This is a genomic window from Acidovorax sp. FG48, from assembly GCF_057809085.1.
In genome coordinates this window covers 26,743-40,269 of the sequence record NZ_JBMDJH010000001.1, presented here as the reverse complement: position 1 = coordinate 40,269, position 13,527 = coordinate 26,743, and the positions used below count along the sequence as shown (strand labels likewise).

The 13,527-nt window shown below is 68.1% G+C and carries 14 protein-coding genes; 6 read left to right on the top strand and 8 right to left on the bottom strand.

What is annotated here, in order from left to right; genetic code table 11:
- Window positions 1–126: 126 nt before the first annotated feature.
- The 4 genes from ACODSU_RS00190 to ACODSU_RS00175 are packed head-to-tail and all read right to left on the bottom strand — an operon-like array spanning window position 127 to window position 3,237.
- A complete protein-coding gene (locus tag ACODSU_RS00190; protein ID WP_488804212.1) occupies window positions 127–921 on the bottom strand; it encodes a uracil-DNA glycosylase family protein in 795 nt (264 codons plus the stop codon).
- 53 nt (window positions 922–974) lie between these two features.
- On the bottom strand, window positions 975–1,475 hold the full coding sequence (gene rimI, locus ACODSU_RS00185; RefSeq protein WP_015016146.1) for a ribosomal protein S18-alanine N-acetyltransferase: 501 nt from the start codon (window positions 1,473–1,475) through the stop codon (window positions 975–977).
- Between the two features lie 21 nt (window positions 1,476–1,496).
- Window positions 1,497–2,210, bottom strand: a complete 714-nt coding sequence (gene tsaB, locus ACODSU_RS00180) for a tRNA (adenosine(37)-N6)-threonylcarbamoyltransferase complex dimerization subunit type 1 TsaB (RefSeq protein ID WP_488839179.1) — start codon at window positions 2,208–2,210, stop codon at window positions 1,497–1,499.
- A 46-nt stretch (window positions 2,211–2,256) separates the two neighbouring features.
- Complete coding sequence (locus tag ACODSU_RS00175) at window positions 2,257–3,237, bottom strand: DMT family transporter (RefSeq protein WP_488839177.1); 981 nt, start codon at window positions 3,235–3,237, stop codon at window positions 2,257–2,259.
- Window positions 3,238–3,327: 90 nt separating this feature from the next.
- Here ACODSU_RS00175 and dacB point away from each other — a divergent pair, with 90 nt between their 5' ends.
- The 5 genes from dacB to ACODSU_RS00150 all read left to right on the top strand — a co-directional run bounded on the left by dacB (window position 3,328) and on the right by ACODSU_RS00150 (window position 8,555).
- Window positions 3,328–4,803 carry a D-alanyl-D-alanine carboxypeptidase/D-alanyl-D-alanine endopeptidase gene (gene dacB / locus ACODSU_RS00170; protein ID WP_488839175.1) on the top strand — a complete coding sequence of 492 codons (1,476 nt, stop codon included), beginning with the start codon at window positions 3,328–3,330 and terminating at the stop codon, window positions 4,801–4,803.
- Between the two features lie 31 nt (window positions 4,804–4,834).
- Window positions 4,835–5,104, top strand: coding sequence for a SemiSWEET transporter (locus tag ACODSU_RS00165; protein ID WP_015016142.1), 270 nt, complete (start codon window positions 4,835–4,837; stop codon window positions 5,102–5,104).
- A 133-nt stretch (window positions 5,105–5,237) separates the two neighbouring features.
- Complete coding sequence (locus ACODSU_RS00160; protein WP_015016141.1) at window positions 5,238–6,536, top strand: lipase family protein; 1,299 nt, start codon at window positions 5,238–5,240, stop codon at window positions 6,534–6,536.
- A gap of 164 nt (window positions 6,537–6,700) precedes the next feature.
- The gene (locus ACODSU_RS00155) at window positions 6,701–7,843 is read left to right on the top strand and encodes an SGNH/GDSL hydrolase family protein (RefSeq protein WP_110960887.1); all 1,143 of its coding nucleotides are present in this window, start codon (window positions 6,701–6,703) and stop codon (window positions 7,841–7,843) included.
- Window positions 7,844–7,868: 25 nt separating this feature from the next.
- Window positions 7,869–8,555 carry an OmpW/AlkL family protein gene (locus ACODSU_RS00150; protein ID WP_488839173.1) on the top strand — a complete coding sequence of 229 codons (687 nt, stop codon included), beginning with the start codon at window positions 7,869–7,871 and terminating at the stop codon, window positions 8,553–8,555.
- A gap of 90 nt (window positions 8,556–8,645) precedes the next feature.
- On the opposite strand, the gene ACODSU_RS00145 is transcribed toward ACODSU_RS00150, so the two are convergent.
- From ACODSU_RS00145 to purE, 4 genes are all read right to left on the bottom strand, one after another.
- Window positions 8,646–9,599, bottom strand: a complete 954-nt coding sequence (locus ACODSU_RS00145; protein WP_060986234.1) for an SGNH/GDSL hydrolase family protein — start codon at window positions 9,597–9,599, stop codon at window positions 8,646–8,648.
- A gap of 75 nt (window positions 9,600–9,674) precedes the next feature.
- The gene (locus ACODSU_RS00140) at window positions 9,675–10,691 is read right to left on the bottom strand and encodes an L-threonylcarbamoyladenylate synthase (RefSeq protein WP_488839170.1); all 1,017 of its coding nucleotides are present in this window, start codon (window positions 10,689–10,691) and stop codon (window positions 9,675–9,677) included.
- Between the two features lie 14 nt (window positions 10,692–10,705).
- The gene (locus ACODSU_RS00135; RefSeq protein WP_488839168.1) at window positions 10,706–11,878 is read right to left on the bottom strand and encodes a 5-(carboxyamino)imidazole ribonucleotide synthase; all 1,173 of its coding nucleotides are present in this window, start codon (window positions 11,876–11,878) and stop codon (window positions 10,706–10,708) included.
- On the bottom strand, window positions 11,875–12,369 hold the full coding sequence (gene purE / locus ACODSU_RS00130) for a 5-(carboxyamino)imidazole ribonucleotide mutase (RefSeq protein ID WP_488839166.1): 495 nt from the start codon (window positions 12,367–12,369) through the stop codon (window positions 11,875–11,877). The genes ACODSU_RS00135 and purE overlap by 4 nt, the downstream gene beginning before the upstream one ends.
- A gap of 151 nt (window positions 12,370–12,520) precedes the next feature.
- Here purE and trxA point away from each other — a divergent pair, with 151 nt between their 5' ends.
- Window positions 12,521–13,429: a thioredoxin gene (gene trxA / locus ACODSU_RS00125; RefSeq protein WP_488839164.1), complete on the top strand. Its 909-nt coding sequence runs from the start codon at window positions 12,521–12,523 to the stop codon at window positions 13,427–13,429.
- Window positions 13,430–13,527: the final 98 nt, after the last annotated feature.

Sequence of the window (13,527 nt, the reverse complement as noted above, 5' to 3'; positions counted from 1 at the left end):
ACTCGGGTAGGTTTCCAAGGAGCTGTCTCCGTAAAAATTAGGCAAGCGGCGGATTATGGCACCGGGCGACGGTCTCGCCGGTCCGGCGGGGGGCATGGAAGGGGCTCGGACCCTGCCAACAGGCTCTCAGCACTCGGCCTCGGCACTGCGCACCATGGCCAGCGCACGGCACAGGTCGGCCCAGGCGGCGGCCTTGTTGTCTTGCGAGCGCAGCAAAAAGGCAGGGTCGTAGGTCACCACCGCCGGGCAACCGGCCAGCGCATGCGGTCCCGCGCGCAGGCGGCCCAGGGGCTCGGTGCGGCCCAGCGCCGCGCGTGCTGCCACATGGCCCAGCACCAGCACCATGGCGGGCTGCAGCTGGGCCACGGCGTCGGCCAGGGTGGCCGGGATGTCGGCGCTGGCTTCCGTGCCGGGCGCAGACCGTTCCAGTGCCGCCAGGAACACGCGCGGGTGCCGGTGCAGTTGCATGGCCCGCAGCATGTTGTCGAGCAGGCGGCCCGCATCGCCTCCCAGGGGATCGGTGGGCGTCATGCTTTCGGCCACGATGAGCCAGCCCCGGCCCAGCCCGGAGGGCGTTTGTGCCGGGTCAGCGGCGGGGTAGAGCGCCTGTGCCGGGTGCAGGCGCAGGGCGGGCGTGGCCGTGCCTGTGGTGGCCGGTGCAGGAGCGGGCGGTGCGCTGCGGCTGGTGGTGTGGGCTGGGGGCGCTGGGGGGCGCTCGGCAGGCGCAGGAGACGGCGCGGGAGAGGGCGCGTGGGGTTGCGCACGCGGAGGCGCGACGGTAGGTGCCGCCACGGCCGCAGGGGCTGAAGGTGCTCTTGCCGCGGGCTGCGCCGTGGCCTCCTGGGCGGGGGAGGGGCCCCACACGGTGACGCCCATTTCTTGCAGCATGGCGCGCTGTCGCGCATCGAGGTGGAGGCTCATACAGAAAGAAAACAGGCCATCGGTGGTTCAGCAGGGTCGGGTGCGGCGTGGGGTCAGAGCGCCAGGCTCATGACCACAGCGTCTTCGCGTTGGCCGTGCGCGGCGGGGTAGTAGCGCTTGCGGTCCCCCACGCGGCGGAATCCGTGGGTCTGGTAGATCTGCTGGGCGCGCAGGTTGCTCGCCCGCACCTCCAGCCACAGCCATTGTGCCCCGCGCCCGCGTGACCACAGGGCCAGGGCGTCCAGCAGCACGCGGGCCCAGCCCTGGCGCTGGTATTCGGGGGTGACGGTGATGTTGAGCAGGTGCACTTCATCCACCCCCATCATGGCCACAAAGTAGCCCAGCAGGTGGTCGTCCGCCATCAGCAGCTGCGCCTCGTAGCCGGATGCCAGCGCGTCGGTGAAGTTGCCACGGGTCCAGGGGTGCGAATAGGCGCGCTGTTCCACCGCCAGCACGGCATCCAGCCGAGCCAGGGTCAGTGTCTCGAAGCGCGCCTCGGGGCGGGCGGTGCTGGCGCCGGGCGGCAATGCAGAAGAAGTAGGCAGTGCGCTCATGGGGGATTCATTCACCACATCTCAGGGAGTGGCCGTCGCCTGGGCGGCGCGCAGCGCGGCCCGTTCGGCGGTGGTTTGCGCCACTTTATCGCGGATGTAGCGCGGCAGGGCATCGCCCGCTGCCACGGCTTGGCCCGCAGCGATCAGGGCGGGGGCCAGGCGCAGCAGGGCCGTGGCGGTGGGCAGGGCCGTGATGTGTGGCGCGCTGGGCGCCAACCGGTCGCCATAGGGCGCGCGGGCGTTGCCTGCCACCGTCCAGCCTGTGGGGGGCTGCACTGACTCGGGGGCGCCCAAGCCGAAGTCCTCGTCTGCCTGCCAGCAGGCTTCTCCCGGCAACCATTCGCAGCGCGCGTGGTAGACCTCGTCCATGCGTGCATCCAGCACCGCCACCACCTGGGTGCAGCCGTTTTGCAGGCGGGCCTCCTCGGCAACGGCCAGCAGGGTGTCCACCGGCAGCACGGGCACTCCTTGCCCGCCCTTGGCACCAAAGGCCAGGCCCTGGGCCACGGCGCAGGCGGTGCGCAGCCCGGTGAACGAGCCGGGGCCGCGACCGAACACCACCGCGTCCAAGGTGTCGAACGTCAGGCCCGCCTGCGCCATCAGCGCGCGCACCGCAGGGATCAGCGCCGCCGAGGCCTGCGCGCCCCCGGGCCCCTGGTGCTGCCAGACTCCCTCGCCATTCTGCACAGCGATGGAGAGGGTGCCGGTACTGGTGTCAAAGGCAAGCAGATTCATGGGCAGGGTTAGGAGGTATGGGGTGGCGCGGCGGTGACAAATGCGCTCAGGACGCCGCTTTGGCAGCGGCTGCGGGGGCCTGGCTTTTGCGCAGCACCCCCACAAGGATACCGGCGGTGACCAGCAGCAGGCCGGCCACCAGGTTCCAGTGCATCGGCTCATCCAGAAAAACAACTGCGCCTACGGCCGACAGGCCGGGCACCAAGGCCGTGATCATGGTGGAGCGCACGGGGCCATAGTGCTGGATCATGCGCGTGAAGCCAATGCCCGAGACCACCACGGAGCCCCCGCCCTGGAACAGCATCTGGAACGCGATCTCGCTCCACGGCGCCTGGGCCAGATGGCTGGTGACTGCACCCAGCCAGACCAGCAGCGCATAGCTGGGCAGGTACACCATGCAGGCAAACGCGGTGATGGCGATGGTGGCCTGTACCGCATCGACCGCGTGGCGCCGCGCCAGCACGCTGTAGGTGGCCCAGGACGATGCGGCCAGCATGAACAGCAGGTCGCCCTTCCACACGTCCCCGCCCGAAAACGCCGCCAGCAGGCTGCGTCCACCCACCAGCAGGTCGCCCGCCACGATCAGCGCCAGGCCGGTGGCGCGCAGCGGCGTGATGTGGTCGCGCAGCAACCAGGCGGCCAGCAGCGCCGTCCACAGCGGCAGGCTGCCCGGCATGAGCACCGCCGCATGGGTGGCCGGTGCATGGAAGAACCCTGAATAGGCCAGCAGCGCGTACAGCAGCCCGCCAAAGCTGCCCAGCAGCGCCGTGGTGCGCAAGGGCAGGGGCGAGATGCCCGCCAGGCTGGACGCCGGCGCCGAGGCCCCCAGCGCCGCCTGGCGCCGTCGCACCATCCACCAGCCCCAGGGCAGCAACACCAGGCTGGCGCCCACGATGCGCAGCAGCGCAATGTCGAACGGGGTGAGCGTGCGCTGGGCTGAGGCGCGGGCGATGATGATGAAGCCCGTCCAGATGGTGACGGTGACCACGGCCGCCAGCAGGCCGATGGTGCGGGGAGAAAAACGCATCGGGCGATTATCGGCGCCCACCGCAGGCCGTGCTGGCGCTGGGTGCAAAGCGGCGCTTGGTGCAGGTGCGCGGGCGATAGACTCCCCGCCATGTTGTCTGTTTCTGCTCTTTGGCGCCGCCGTGTGCTGCGTGGTGTGGTGGGTTGGGGTGCTGCGTGGCTGGTGGCTGCGGGCGGGGTGGGCTCAGCGGGGGCGCAGACGGCGGCGCCCGCCGCAGGCACTCTGCCGCCCGAGGTGGAGGCCGCCCTGGCGCGCGCCAAGCTGCCGCGCGAGTCGCTGTCGGTGATGGTGGTGGACGTGCAAGCTGCCGGCAAGGCCAGCCCGCGCCTTGCGCACCGTGCCCAGGTGCCGGTGAACCCCGCGTCGGTGATGAAGCTGGTGACCACCTATGCAGCGCTGGAGCAACTGGGCCCCGCCTATGTCTGGAACACGCCGGTGTATGTGCAAGGCACGGTACAGGACGGCAGCCTGCGCGGCAATGTGTACATCCAGGGCCAGGGCGATCCCAAGCTGGTCATGGAGCGGCTGTGGCTGCTGATGCGGCGGCTGCAGGGCCAGGGCATCCAGGTCATCGTGGGCGACATCGTGCTGGACCGCACGGCGTTCGACGTGCCCGACCAGGACCCGGCGCGGTTTGATGGCGAGCCGCTGCGGCCCTACAACGCGTCGCCCGACGCGCTGCTGTTGAACTACAAATCGTCGGTGATGACCTTTGTGCCCGATGCAGCCGCTGGCCTGGCCCGCATCCAGTATGACCCGCCACTGGCCAGAGTGCAGCGCCAGCCCACCGTGGCGCTGGCGGCGCCGGGTGCGGATTGTGGCGACTGGCGTACCGCCCTGCGTGCGGAGTTGTCGGACCCCTCGAAGGTGTCGTTCCAGGGTGTGTACCCCGCCGCCTGTGGCGAACGCCTGTGGCCGGTGGCGGCGGCCGACCCGCGTGGCTTTGCGGCGCGGGCGGTGGAGGGCATGTGGCGCGAACTGGGCGGCAAGCTCACGGGCAGCGTGCGCGACGGTAAGGTGCCCCCGGGCCTCAAGCCCGCGTTTGTGGTCACATCCCCCGCACTGTCCGAGGTGGTGCGCGACGTGAACAAGTACAGCAACAACGTGATGGCGCAGCAGGTGTTTCTGACCCTGGCGCTGCAAAAAAATGGCGTGGCCACATTCGACGGCGCGCGCGAGGTGCTGCGCCAGTGGTGGCAGGCCCGCATGGGCGATGCCGACCTGCCGCAGGTGGACAACGGCGCCGGGCTCAGCCGCGACGCACGCCTGACCGCACAGGCCCTGGCCCGCATGCTGCAGGTGGCCTGGGTATCGCCCGTGATGCCCGAGCTGGTGGCGTCGCTGCCGATCACGGGCGTGGACGGCACGCTGCGCCGCAGCCAGAGCCGTGCTGGCACCGCCCACCTCAAGACGGGCAGCCTGCGCGATGTGATGGCCGTTGCAGGCTATGTGCATGCCGCCAGCGGGCGCCGCTATGTGCTGGTGGCGGTGGTCAACCACGCCAATGCAGGGGCAGCGCGGCCCGTGCTCGACAGCCTCATCGACTGGACGGCACGTGAGCAGTGAATAATCGCTGCTGCCCTGCGTTTTCCCCACCATGCAACTCCATGAACTGATCGGCTATCTGGCCGCCTGCCTGACCACCTGCAGCTTTGTGCCACAGGCCCTGCACACCTTTCGCACGCGGGACGTGAGCGGTATCTCGCTGGGCATGTACAGCGTTTTCACGGTGGGGGTGGCACTGTGGCTGGCCTACGGCCTGGCGCTGGCAGCCTGGCCCATCGTGGTGGCCAATGCCATCACCCTGGCCCTCGCGGGCACCATCCTGGGCATGAAGGTTTTGTACGGCGTGCGCCGTCCCGACTGACTGGTCTAACAGGCATGCGCGCGCTGTCGCCTAGGTGTCTGGCGGCACCCGTCCTCCCGCGTTATCCCCTATGGATGCTGCAGCGCAGGTGCGCGCACGATGCGTCGTTCTTCACTGACCGAGGTATCCATCCATGACCTATTTCCGCCTTACCTGTGTGGCCGCTGCGGCGGTCCTGCTTGTCGCCTGCGGTGGCTCTGACGACCCGGCGCGCGGCGCACTGATCGACCCCCCTGCCACGCTCACCACGCTCACCGTGGCGCAGATCGACGCGGCCACGGCCAGCAGCGGCCTGCAGGCGATCAGCGGCAAGGCCAAGTGCGATGTGAAGGTGGTGTCGCTGAACTATGCGACCGTGGGTGCCAAGAGCGGCGAAAACACCAACGCCTCGGGCGTGATGCTGGTGCCGGCCGGCAGCTGCACCACCGCAGCCCCGCTGGTGGCCTATGCCAAGGGCACCGATGTGCAAAAGCCCCGCACCCTGGCCAACCCGCAGGACAGCGAAACCTTCCTGCTGGCGGCCATGTACGCCGCGCAGGGCTATGCCGTGGTGGCCACCGACTACCTGGGCTTTGCCAAGTCGGGCTACAGCTACCACCCCTACCTGCATGCGGATTCAGAAGCCACATCGGTCATCGACTCGGTGCGCGCGGCACGCAATGCGGCAGGCACGGTGGGGGCCACGCTGTCGGGCAAGGTGATGTTCACCGGTTACTCGCAAGGCGGCCACTCGTCCATGGCAGCGCAGCGCGCGGCCGAGCGGGACTACGGCAACGAATTCAACGTGGTCGCGGGCGCGCACCTGGCCGGCCCCTACAACCTGTCGGGTTCGCTGCGCATTCCGGACGCGATCGCGGGCGTGCAGTTCTTTGTGCCCTACCTCGTCACCGCCTGGCAGAAGGTCTATGGCAACGTCTACACCGACGTGAAGGACGTGTTCAAGGCGCCGTACTCGGGCTACATCGAGAACCTGCTGCCCAACCCCACGCTCAACTACACCACCCTGGTGACCACGGGCACGCTGCCCTCGGGCACACCCAACCAGGCGCGTGACGCGCTGTTCCAGTCGGCGTTCATCACCGGCTCGCAGACCAGCACTACCCACCCGCTGTACCTGGCCGCCAAAAAGAACGACTTGCTGGGCTGGACCCCCAAGGCGCGCGTGATGCTGTGCGGCGGCGCGGGCGACCCCACGGTGCCCCCGGCGGTCCACATGGCCGTCATGAAAGCCGACTTTGACAGCCGGGGCGTGACAAACGTCAGCACAGTCGACGTGGACGCCGCCATCCAGGCCACCTACGGCCCCGGCGGCAAGGCTCCCACCGACCCCACCTCGGCAGCTTTTGCCACCTACTACGGCAGCTACCACGGCACCTACGAGCCACCTTTCTGCCACGCGCAGGCCAAGGCGGTGTTCGATACCGTCAAGTGACGGCCGTGATGCCTGCGTGAGGCCCCCAAAGGGTTCGCGGGCTTTTAGAACCCCACCCCTAAGCCCCACCGGTGTTTACCCGGTGGGGCTTTTTTGCGTTGGCGAATATGATTTGCTAGGAATAGCACGGTCGTTCTATTTTTACGATAACAGGAGTGATACCGATGGTTTTTCAGCGCAAGGCTTTGTGGGTTTCTCTGGCGGCAGCGTCGCTGCTGGTGGCATGCGGGGGCGGCGGTGCCGACACCTCGCCGGTGGCGCCCATCAAGACCGTCAAGGTCATGGGTGACAGCATCGCCGACAGCGGCACGTTCGGCTTCAAGTTCACGGTGCAAGGCAGCGCCCCCACAGGCCCGGCGTCCACGCCCATCTGGCCCGAACTGGTGGCCAGCAACTACGGCAGCACGCTCTGCCCCCGCTATGTGTCCACCGGCAGCGCTTTCAACAACGCGGCGGGCTGCACCAACTACGCCATTGGTGGCGGTCGCATCAACAATTTCACGGCGCCTGCATCGCCTGTTTCCATCGTCAAGCAACTGACCGACGCAGGGGCTGACGGCTTCAGCGCGGGGGACCTGTTGCTGATCGACGGCGGCGGCAACGACGCTGCAGACCTCATCGGTGCCTACCTGTCGGCCTCCAAGGATGGCGGCAAGGCCTTCGGCGCGCTGCTCTCCACCCTGCTGCCTGCGGCCACGGTGAACGCCGGCCTTGCGGGCGGTGCCACGGGCCAGGCCCAGGTGGGAGGTGCCTACATGGTGGCGCTGGCCGACAAGTTCCACGACGCGATCGAGGCCAATGCCTTGAGCAAGGGCGCGCAGCGTGTGGCGGTGCTGAACATGCCCGCCATCGACAAGACGCCGCGCCTGCAGCAGGTGCTCGGCGGCATCACGGCGTCCGCGGGCGCTGCCGCAAGCGCGCAGGTGCAGGGCCTGCTCAAGGCCTGGCTCGAAGCCTTCAACGCCCAGCTGGCCAAACGTTTTGCGGGCAACAGCAAGGTGGTGGTGGTGGACTTCTACACCTCGTTCAACGACCAGGTGGCCAACCCGGCGCAGTTCGGGCTGACCAACGCCAAGAACACCGCATGCCCCATCACCGGCCTGGGTGCTGACGGCCTGCCCAGCTATACCTTCCCCACCTGCACGGCCGCCGCCCTGTCGGCGCAGACACCCCCTGCCGGCGCCACGGGGGGCGCGGACTGGTGGAAGACCTATGCGTTCTCCGACAGCTTCCACCCCACGCCGTATGGCCACCAGCTGGTCAGCCAGCTGGTATCGCGTTCGCTGGCCCGCGCGGGCTGGCTGTAATCGGCAGTTGAAGGGTTCATACACCATGCAAAACAAAACCATCACCCCTTCCCTGGCTGGCGCTGTGGCTGCACTGGCGCTCACCCTGTCGGGCGGCGCGCAGGCCCAGACCGCTGGCAGCTGGCTGGTGCGCGCGGGCGCCACGCAAATCGCGCCCCAGGTCACCAGTGGCGATCTGTCCGCGCCCAGCTTCACGGGCACCAAGGTGGACGTGCATGCCGACACCCAGCTGGCCGGCGGTATCACCTACATGCTCACCGACCACTGGGCGGTGGACGTGCCCCTGGCACTGCCTTTCAAGCACAACATCATGGGCGCCGGAGCCATCGCCGGCGTGGGCAAGATCGGCGAGGTCAAGGTGCTGCCCATGACCGTGTTCGCGCAGTACCGCTTTCTGGAGGCCAATGCGCGGGTGCGCCCCTACGTGGGCCTGGGCGTAACCTACGCCAAGTTCTTCAAGGAGCGCGGCACCGCAGCGCTGACAGGGCTCACCGGCGGCAACCCCTCGCGCCCCACCACGCTGAGCGCTGAATCCCGGTTTGGCCTCACGCCGCAGGTGGGTGTGAGCATTGCGCTCAACGACCAGTGGTCGCTGGACGTGGCGTACTACAAGACCTTCGTGAAGACCCGCAACACCCTGTCCACGGGCCAGACCATCGACGTCAAGCTCAACCCCAACGTGGTGACATTGGGTGTGGTGTATCGGTTCTGATTCACCCAAGGCGGCAGACCAGCCGCCTGACCGACAAAAAAGCCGCCCAGTGGGCGGCTTTTTGCTGGGCGGAGCGCGGAGCGCGCCGGCTTACCAGCGTGCGCGCAGGCGGTCGTAGGCGTAGGTGCCAAACTGGCGCTGGGCCGATGGTGTGAGGTACACGCTGTCGGCAAACACGAACGAGGTGGCGTTCGCGCCCGACAGCAGCGTGGACGACGTGCACAGGGCCGAATTGACCTGGCCCGCGCCGATGCCGATACCGTTGTTCGCGTCCACCGACGTGCACACTGCAGCCGTGGAGTTGTTGAAGCCATAGTTGCCCGGTACGCTGGTATACAGGTTCACGTAGTAGGCCGAGTCCACGTACAGCACGTTGGCGCCCAGGTCCACGATGCCGACCAGCAGGCCTTCGTTGAAGCGGCTGCTGGCGTTGCTCAGCAGGGCTTCGCGGCCGATGGTCTTGGCCCATGGGGTCTTGCTCAGGTCGTAGGTGCCGGTCACCACCACGTACTTGGCGCCCGCCGTCACCAGGCGGCGCACCTGGGCCGCGAGGTCCTCACCGGCCTTGCGGGCGGCGGCCACCATGGCGTCCTGGGTCAGGGTGCCTGCGTTCACAGCGGCCATGCCGGCGATCACGTCGCTGACACCGCCGCTCACCATCACCACATCAGTGGCTGCAAAGCTACCGCTGGCCAGGAAGGCGTCGATCTGTTCGGTGACGGTGCGGGTGCTGGCGTTGCCGGCCGCATCGGGCTTGGCGCTGACGCGGGCATTGCCGGTGGCGTAGCTCAGGCCGCCTGCAGAGACCGGGGTGAGCGACTTGCCGTAGTTGGCCACCACCTGCAGGGTCCAGTTGTTGACGCTGCCGTCATTGACGGTGTAGCGCGAGCCGTTTTGCCCCACATCGTTCATGGCGTCGCCGAACGCAATGAAGCGCTGGGGCGTGATGGCCGATTCGGTGGTGCTGGAACCGCAGGCCGCGAGCAACGCGGCCGACGCACATGCGGCGACCATGAGGGTGCGGCGCATCCAATTTGCTGCCATGTATTTCTCCAGAAAAGTGGGGGGTAGTTTAACGACGCAAAGTCAACGGATGTAAAGCGGCGCCATCGCGCAGGCTCAGGCGGCGGCTGCGCGCTGCAGGCGGTCGCGCACGCCTTCCCACTCGGGGCTGGCGGGCGGGGTCTCGATCCAGATCAGCTTCACGCCTTCGTCGTCAAAACTGCGCAGCACGGCGAAGAGCTGCTGTGCCGTGGCCGCTGCGTCATCGGGCATGCGCCGCATGACCAGCTTGGACGACTGGGTGCGCAAGGCGGTGCGGGCGTAGACCGCGATGTGAGCCGCATCGGCGCCGAGCACATCCAGGCTGGTCTGCAGCGCCTTGGCATCCATCAGCCGAACCTTCGCACTGGGCGCGTAGTGGGCCTCGAGCGTGCCCGAGGCGCGGGGCGTGGCCGTGGGCAGGTCTTCCTTGGACAGGGGGGCGATGCCGCAGGCCGCTGCAATCTGCGCCCGAGTGATGGCGCCGGGCCGCAGCAGCACTGGCACACCGCGCGTGCAGTCCACGATGGTGCTTTCAATGCCCACGTCGCAGGGCCCGCCGTCCAGCACCAGCAGGTCGTCGCCCAGCTCGTCCTGCACATGCTGGGCGGTGGTGGGGCTCACGCGGCCAAAACGGTTGGCGCTGGGGGCCGCCACGCCCCAGACGGGCGGGCCACCGGCTTCGTCGCCATCGCCCACGGCTGCGCAGGCCAGCAGCAGGGCGTGGGCTACGGGGTGTGCGGGGCAGCGCAGCCCCACGCTGTCCTGCCCGCCGGTGGCGGCGGTGGCCACACCGGGAAGGCGCGGCAGGATGAGCGTGAGCGGGCCGGGCCAGAAGGCATCGACCAGCTTTTGTGCAAAGTCGGGCACTTGGCTGGCGAAGTGCGCAATGCCCTCGGTACTGGCCACATGCACGATCAGCGGGTGGTCGCTGGGCCGCCCCTTGGCGGCAAAGATCTGCGCCACGGCGGCATCACTGCTGGCATCGGCCGCGAGGCCATACACCGTTTCGGTGGGCAGGCCGAGCAAGGCGCCGCTGCGCACCGCGCGTGCCGCAGCAGCGATGGCCTGGGGGTCGTTGCCGTCAAGGATCATGGAAACAGCCCGGCTCAGAAGGGCTCGATGCCCAGCACCGCTGCGGCCTGCAGGGCCGTGGCGCGCGCCGCCTCAGGGGTGGCAGCGGTGATGTTCAGGTGCCCCATCTTGCGGCCGCGCTTGGCGTCGCGCTTGCCGTACAGGTGCAGGTGGGTGCCGGGCAGGGCCAGTACCTGGGCCCAGGGCGGGGTCTGCGCCGCCTCGCCGTGGGCAAACCACAAGTCCCCCAGCAGATTCAGCATGACGGCGGGGCTGTGCTGGCGCGGCTGCACGAGCGGCAGGCGGGCCATGGTGCGCACCTGCAGCTCGAACTGCGACACGTCGCAGGCGTTCTGGCTGTAGTGCCCGCTGTTGTGCGGGCGCGGGGCGATCTCGTTGACCACGAGGCTGCCGTCCTGCAGCACAAAGAACTCCACGCACAGCACACCTACATATTGCAGCCCTTCTGCTACAGATTTCGCAGCGGCTACCGCTTGATCCACTAGCGCTTGCGGCAGATTTCCTTCATAAACCTCGGTCACGGCCAGGATCCCGTCGCGGTGCAGGTTGCGCTGCACGGGCAGGTGCACCATCGCCCCATCGGCACCGCGCGCCACGATCACGGAGCATTCCAGCTGCAGCGGCAGCATCTTCTCCAGCACGCAAGGCACTTTGCCGACAGACTCCCACGCGGCGGCCAGCTCGGCGGGCGTCTTCACGCGCACCTGGCCCTTGCCGTCGTAGCCCATGCGGGCCGTTTTCAGAATCCCGGGCAGCAGGTCGGGCGATACAGCGGCCAGTTGTTCTGCCGTTTCGATCACCGCATACGGCGCGCAAGGCACGCCGCAGGCCACAAAGTGCGCCTTCTCGCGCGCACGGTCTTGCGCCACCGACACAGCGCGGGCGGCGGGCGACACGGGGCGTTGAGCGGCCAGAGCGGCCAGTGCAGCGGCTGGGACGTTCTCGAACTCGGTGGTCACCGCATCCGACAGGCGGGCCAGCTCAGCCAGGCCCTGCGGGTCTTCGTAGCCCGTCTGGATGTGGTGGTGGCTCACCAGTCCGGCGGGGCTGGTCGGGTCGGCATCGAGCACGGCGGTGAAGTAGCCCATGGCCTGGGCCTGGTGCACGAACATGCGGCCCAGCTGGCCGCCACCCAGCACGCCCAGGGTCGCACCAGGGAGCAAAGGCTTCAGGTCACTGGCGGTCATGCGGCGGGCGGCAGGGTCATGTTGCGGGCCACTTCCGTCTGCTCGGCGCGGAAGGCTTCCAGGCGCTGGCGCAGGTCGGAACTTTCGTTGGCCAGCAGGGCCACGGCAAACAGGGCCGCGTTGGCCGCACCAGCGGTGCCAATGGCAAACGTCGCCACCGGGATCCCCTTGGGCATCTGCACGATGGAGTGCAGCGAATCCACACCCTGCAGGTGGCGGCTGGCCACGGGCACGCCCAGCACGGGCACAGGGGTCTTGGCGGCAATCATGCCGGGCAGGTGGGCGGCGCCGCCAGCCCCGGCGATGATGGCCTTCAGCCCCCGGCTGGCGGCGGCCTCGGCGTAGGCAAACATGTCATCGGGCATGCGGTGTGCCGACACGACGCGGGCCTCGTGCGCGATGCCGAACTGTTCAAGGATTTGCACTGCATGCTGCATGGTGTCCCAGTCGCTGCTGGAACCCATGACCACGCCGATCTGGATGGGTTTCATGGTGTGGAAGGTGCTGGCGGGCAGGCTTTGTCTGCCCAGCCGCTGTAGGTGGAACCCGCGATTTTACTTTTTGCGCCCCCCTGGCAGGTGTGGGGCTGTTTCGATGGGACAAAATAGCGCGCAAACCGCTCCACTCTAAGCCCCACACATCATGATTGACGTCACCGTAGAGAACTTTGAAGCCGAGGTGGTTGCCGCCTCGATGAATGTGCCCGTGCTGGTGGACTTCTGGGCGCCCTGGTGTGGCCCCTGCAAGTCCCTGGGGCCGGTGCTGGAGAAACTGGAGACGGAATACGCGGGCCGCTTCAAGCTCGCCAAGATCGACTCCGACCAGGAGCAGCAGCTGGCCGGGATGTTCGGCATCCGCAGCATTCCCACCTGCGTGCTGCTGATGAACGGCCAGCCTGTGGACGGCTTCATGGGCGCTCTGCCCGAAGGCCAGGTGCGCGCCTTCCTCGACAAGCATGTGCCGACCGCCGAAGAAATGGTGGCCGAGGCCGAGGAAGAAGAGGCGCAGGAAGCCCTGGCAGAAGGCGACACCAGCACTGCGCTGGAGAAACTGCAGCATGCCGTTGTGACCGACCCCGCCAACGATGACGCGCGCTTTGACTACGTCAAGCTGCTGCTGCAGCTGGGGCGCGAGGACGATGCCAAGGTGGCGTTTGCGCCCGTGATCGCCAAGGCCGCCATGTCGCGCAAGCTGGGCGCCCTCAAGGCCTGGATGGATGCTCTGGATTTTGTAGCGTCTGGCGCATATGACGCCTCCGCCGAAGCCGGATTCGAGGCAAAAATCGCAGCTAACAAACGGGATTTCGACACCCGCTATGCCCGCGCCCGCTGGCTCATCACCCAGCAGCGCTGGACCGACGCCATGGACGAGTTGCTCGAAATCCTCATGCGCGACAAGGCCTGGAGCGAAGAGATCGCCCGCAAGACCTATGTCGCCATCCTCGAACTGATCGAGGCCCCCAAGCCCAAGGTCGCCGAGGGCCAGATCCCGCCCGAAGACCCGGTGGTGGCCACGTACCGCCGACGGTTGTCGAGTGTGGTGCTGAGCTGAGGGCTGCCAAGGGTTGAAGTGGTGAACTGCGAGACGCAGGCGCCCTCCATTCGACTACCGCCCCGGCGCAATGGGCCCCGTTTCGGCCACCTGCGCTG

Excerpts from the sequence above, each read along its gene's own strand:
- dacB (WP_488839175.1), top strand. The coding sequence starts at position 3,328 with ATGTTGTCTGTTTCTGCTCTTTGGCGCCGCCGTGTGCTGCGTGGTGTG.
- trxA (WP_488839164.1), top strand. The coding sequence starts at position 12,521 with ATGATTGACGTCACCGTAGAGAACTTTGAAGCCGAGGTGGTTGCCGCC.
- ACODSU_RS00145 (WP_060986234.1), bottom strand. The coding sequence starts at position 9,599 with ATGGCAGCAAATTGGATGCGCCGCACCCTCATGGTCGCCGCATGTGCG.
- ACODSU_RS00135 (WP_488839168.1), bottom strand. The coding sequence starts at position 11,878 with ATGACCGCCAGTGACCTGAAGCCTTTGCTCCCTGGTGCGACCCTGGGC.
- purE (WP_488839166.1), bottom strand. The coding sequence starts at position 12,369 with ATGAAACCCATCCAGATCGGCGTGGTCATGGGTTCCAGCAGCGACTGG.
- tsaB (WP_488839179.1), bottom strand. The coding sequence starts at position 2,210 with ATGAATCTGCTTGCCTTTGACACCAGTACCGGCACCCTCTCCATCGCT.
- ACODSU_RS00160 (WP_015016141.1), top strand. The coding sequence starts at position 5,238 with ATGACCTATTTCCGCCTTACCTGTGTGGCCGCTGCGGCGGTCCTGCTT.
- ACODSU_RS00190 (WP_488804212.1), bottom strand. The coding sequence starts at position 921 with ATGAGCCTCCACCTCGATGCGCGACAGCGCGCCATGCTGCAAGAAATG.
- ACODSU_RS00175 (WP_488839177.1), bottom strand. The coding sequence starts at position 3,237 with ATGCGTTTTTCTCCCCGCACCATCGGCCTGCTGGCGGCCGTGGTCACC.
- ACODSU_RS00140 (WP_488839170.1), bottom strand. The coding sequence starts at position 10,691 with ATGATCCTTGACGGCAACGACCCCCAGGCCATCGCTGCTGCGGCACGC.
- rimI (WP_015016146.1), bottom strand. The coding sequence starts at position 1,475 with ATGAGCGCACTGCCTACTTCTTCTGCATTGCCGCCCGGCGCCAGCACC.
- ACODSU_RS00155 (WP_110960887.1), top strand. The coding sequence starts at position 6,701 with ATGGTTTTTCAGCGCAAGGCTTTGTGGGTTTCTCTGGCGGCAGCGTCG.
- ACODSU_RS00150 (WP_488839173.1), top strand. The coding sequence starts at position 7,869 with ATGCAAAACAAAACCATCACCCCTTCCCTGGCTGGCGCTGTGGCTGCA.
- ACODSU_RS00165 (WP_015016142.1), top strand. The coding sequence starts at position 4,835 with ATGCAACTCCATGAACTGATCGGCTATCTGGCCGCCTGCCTGACCACC.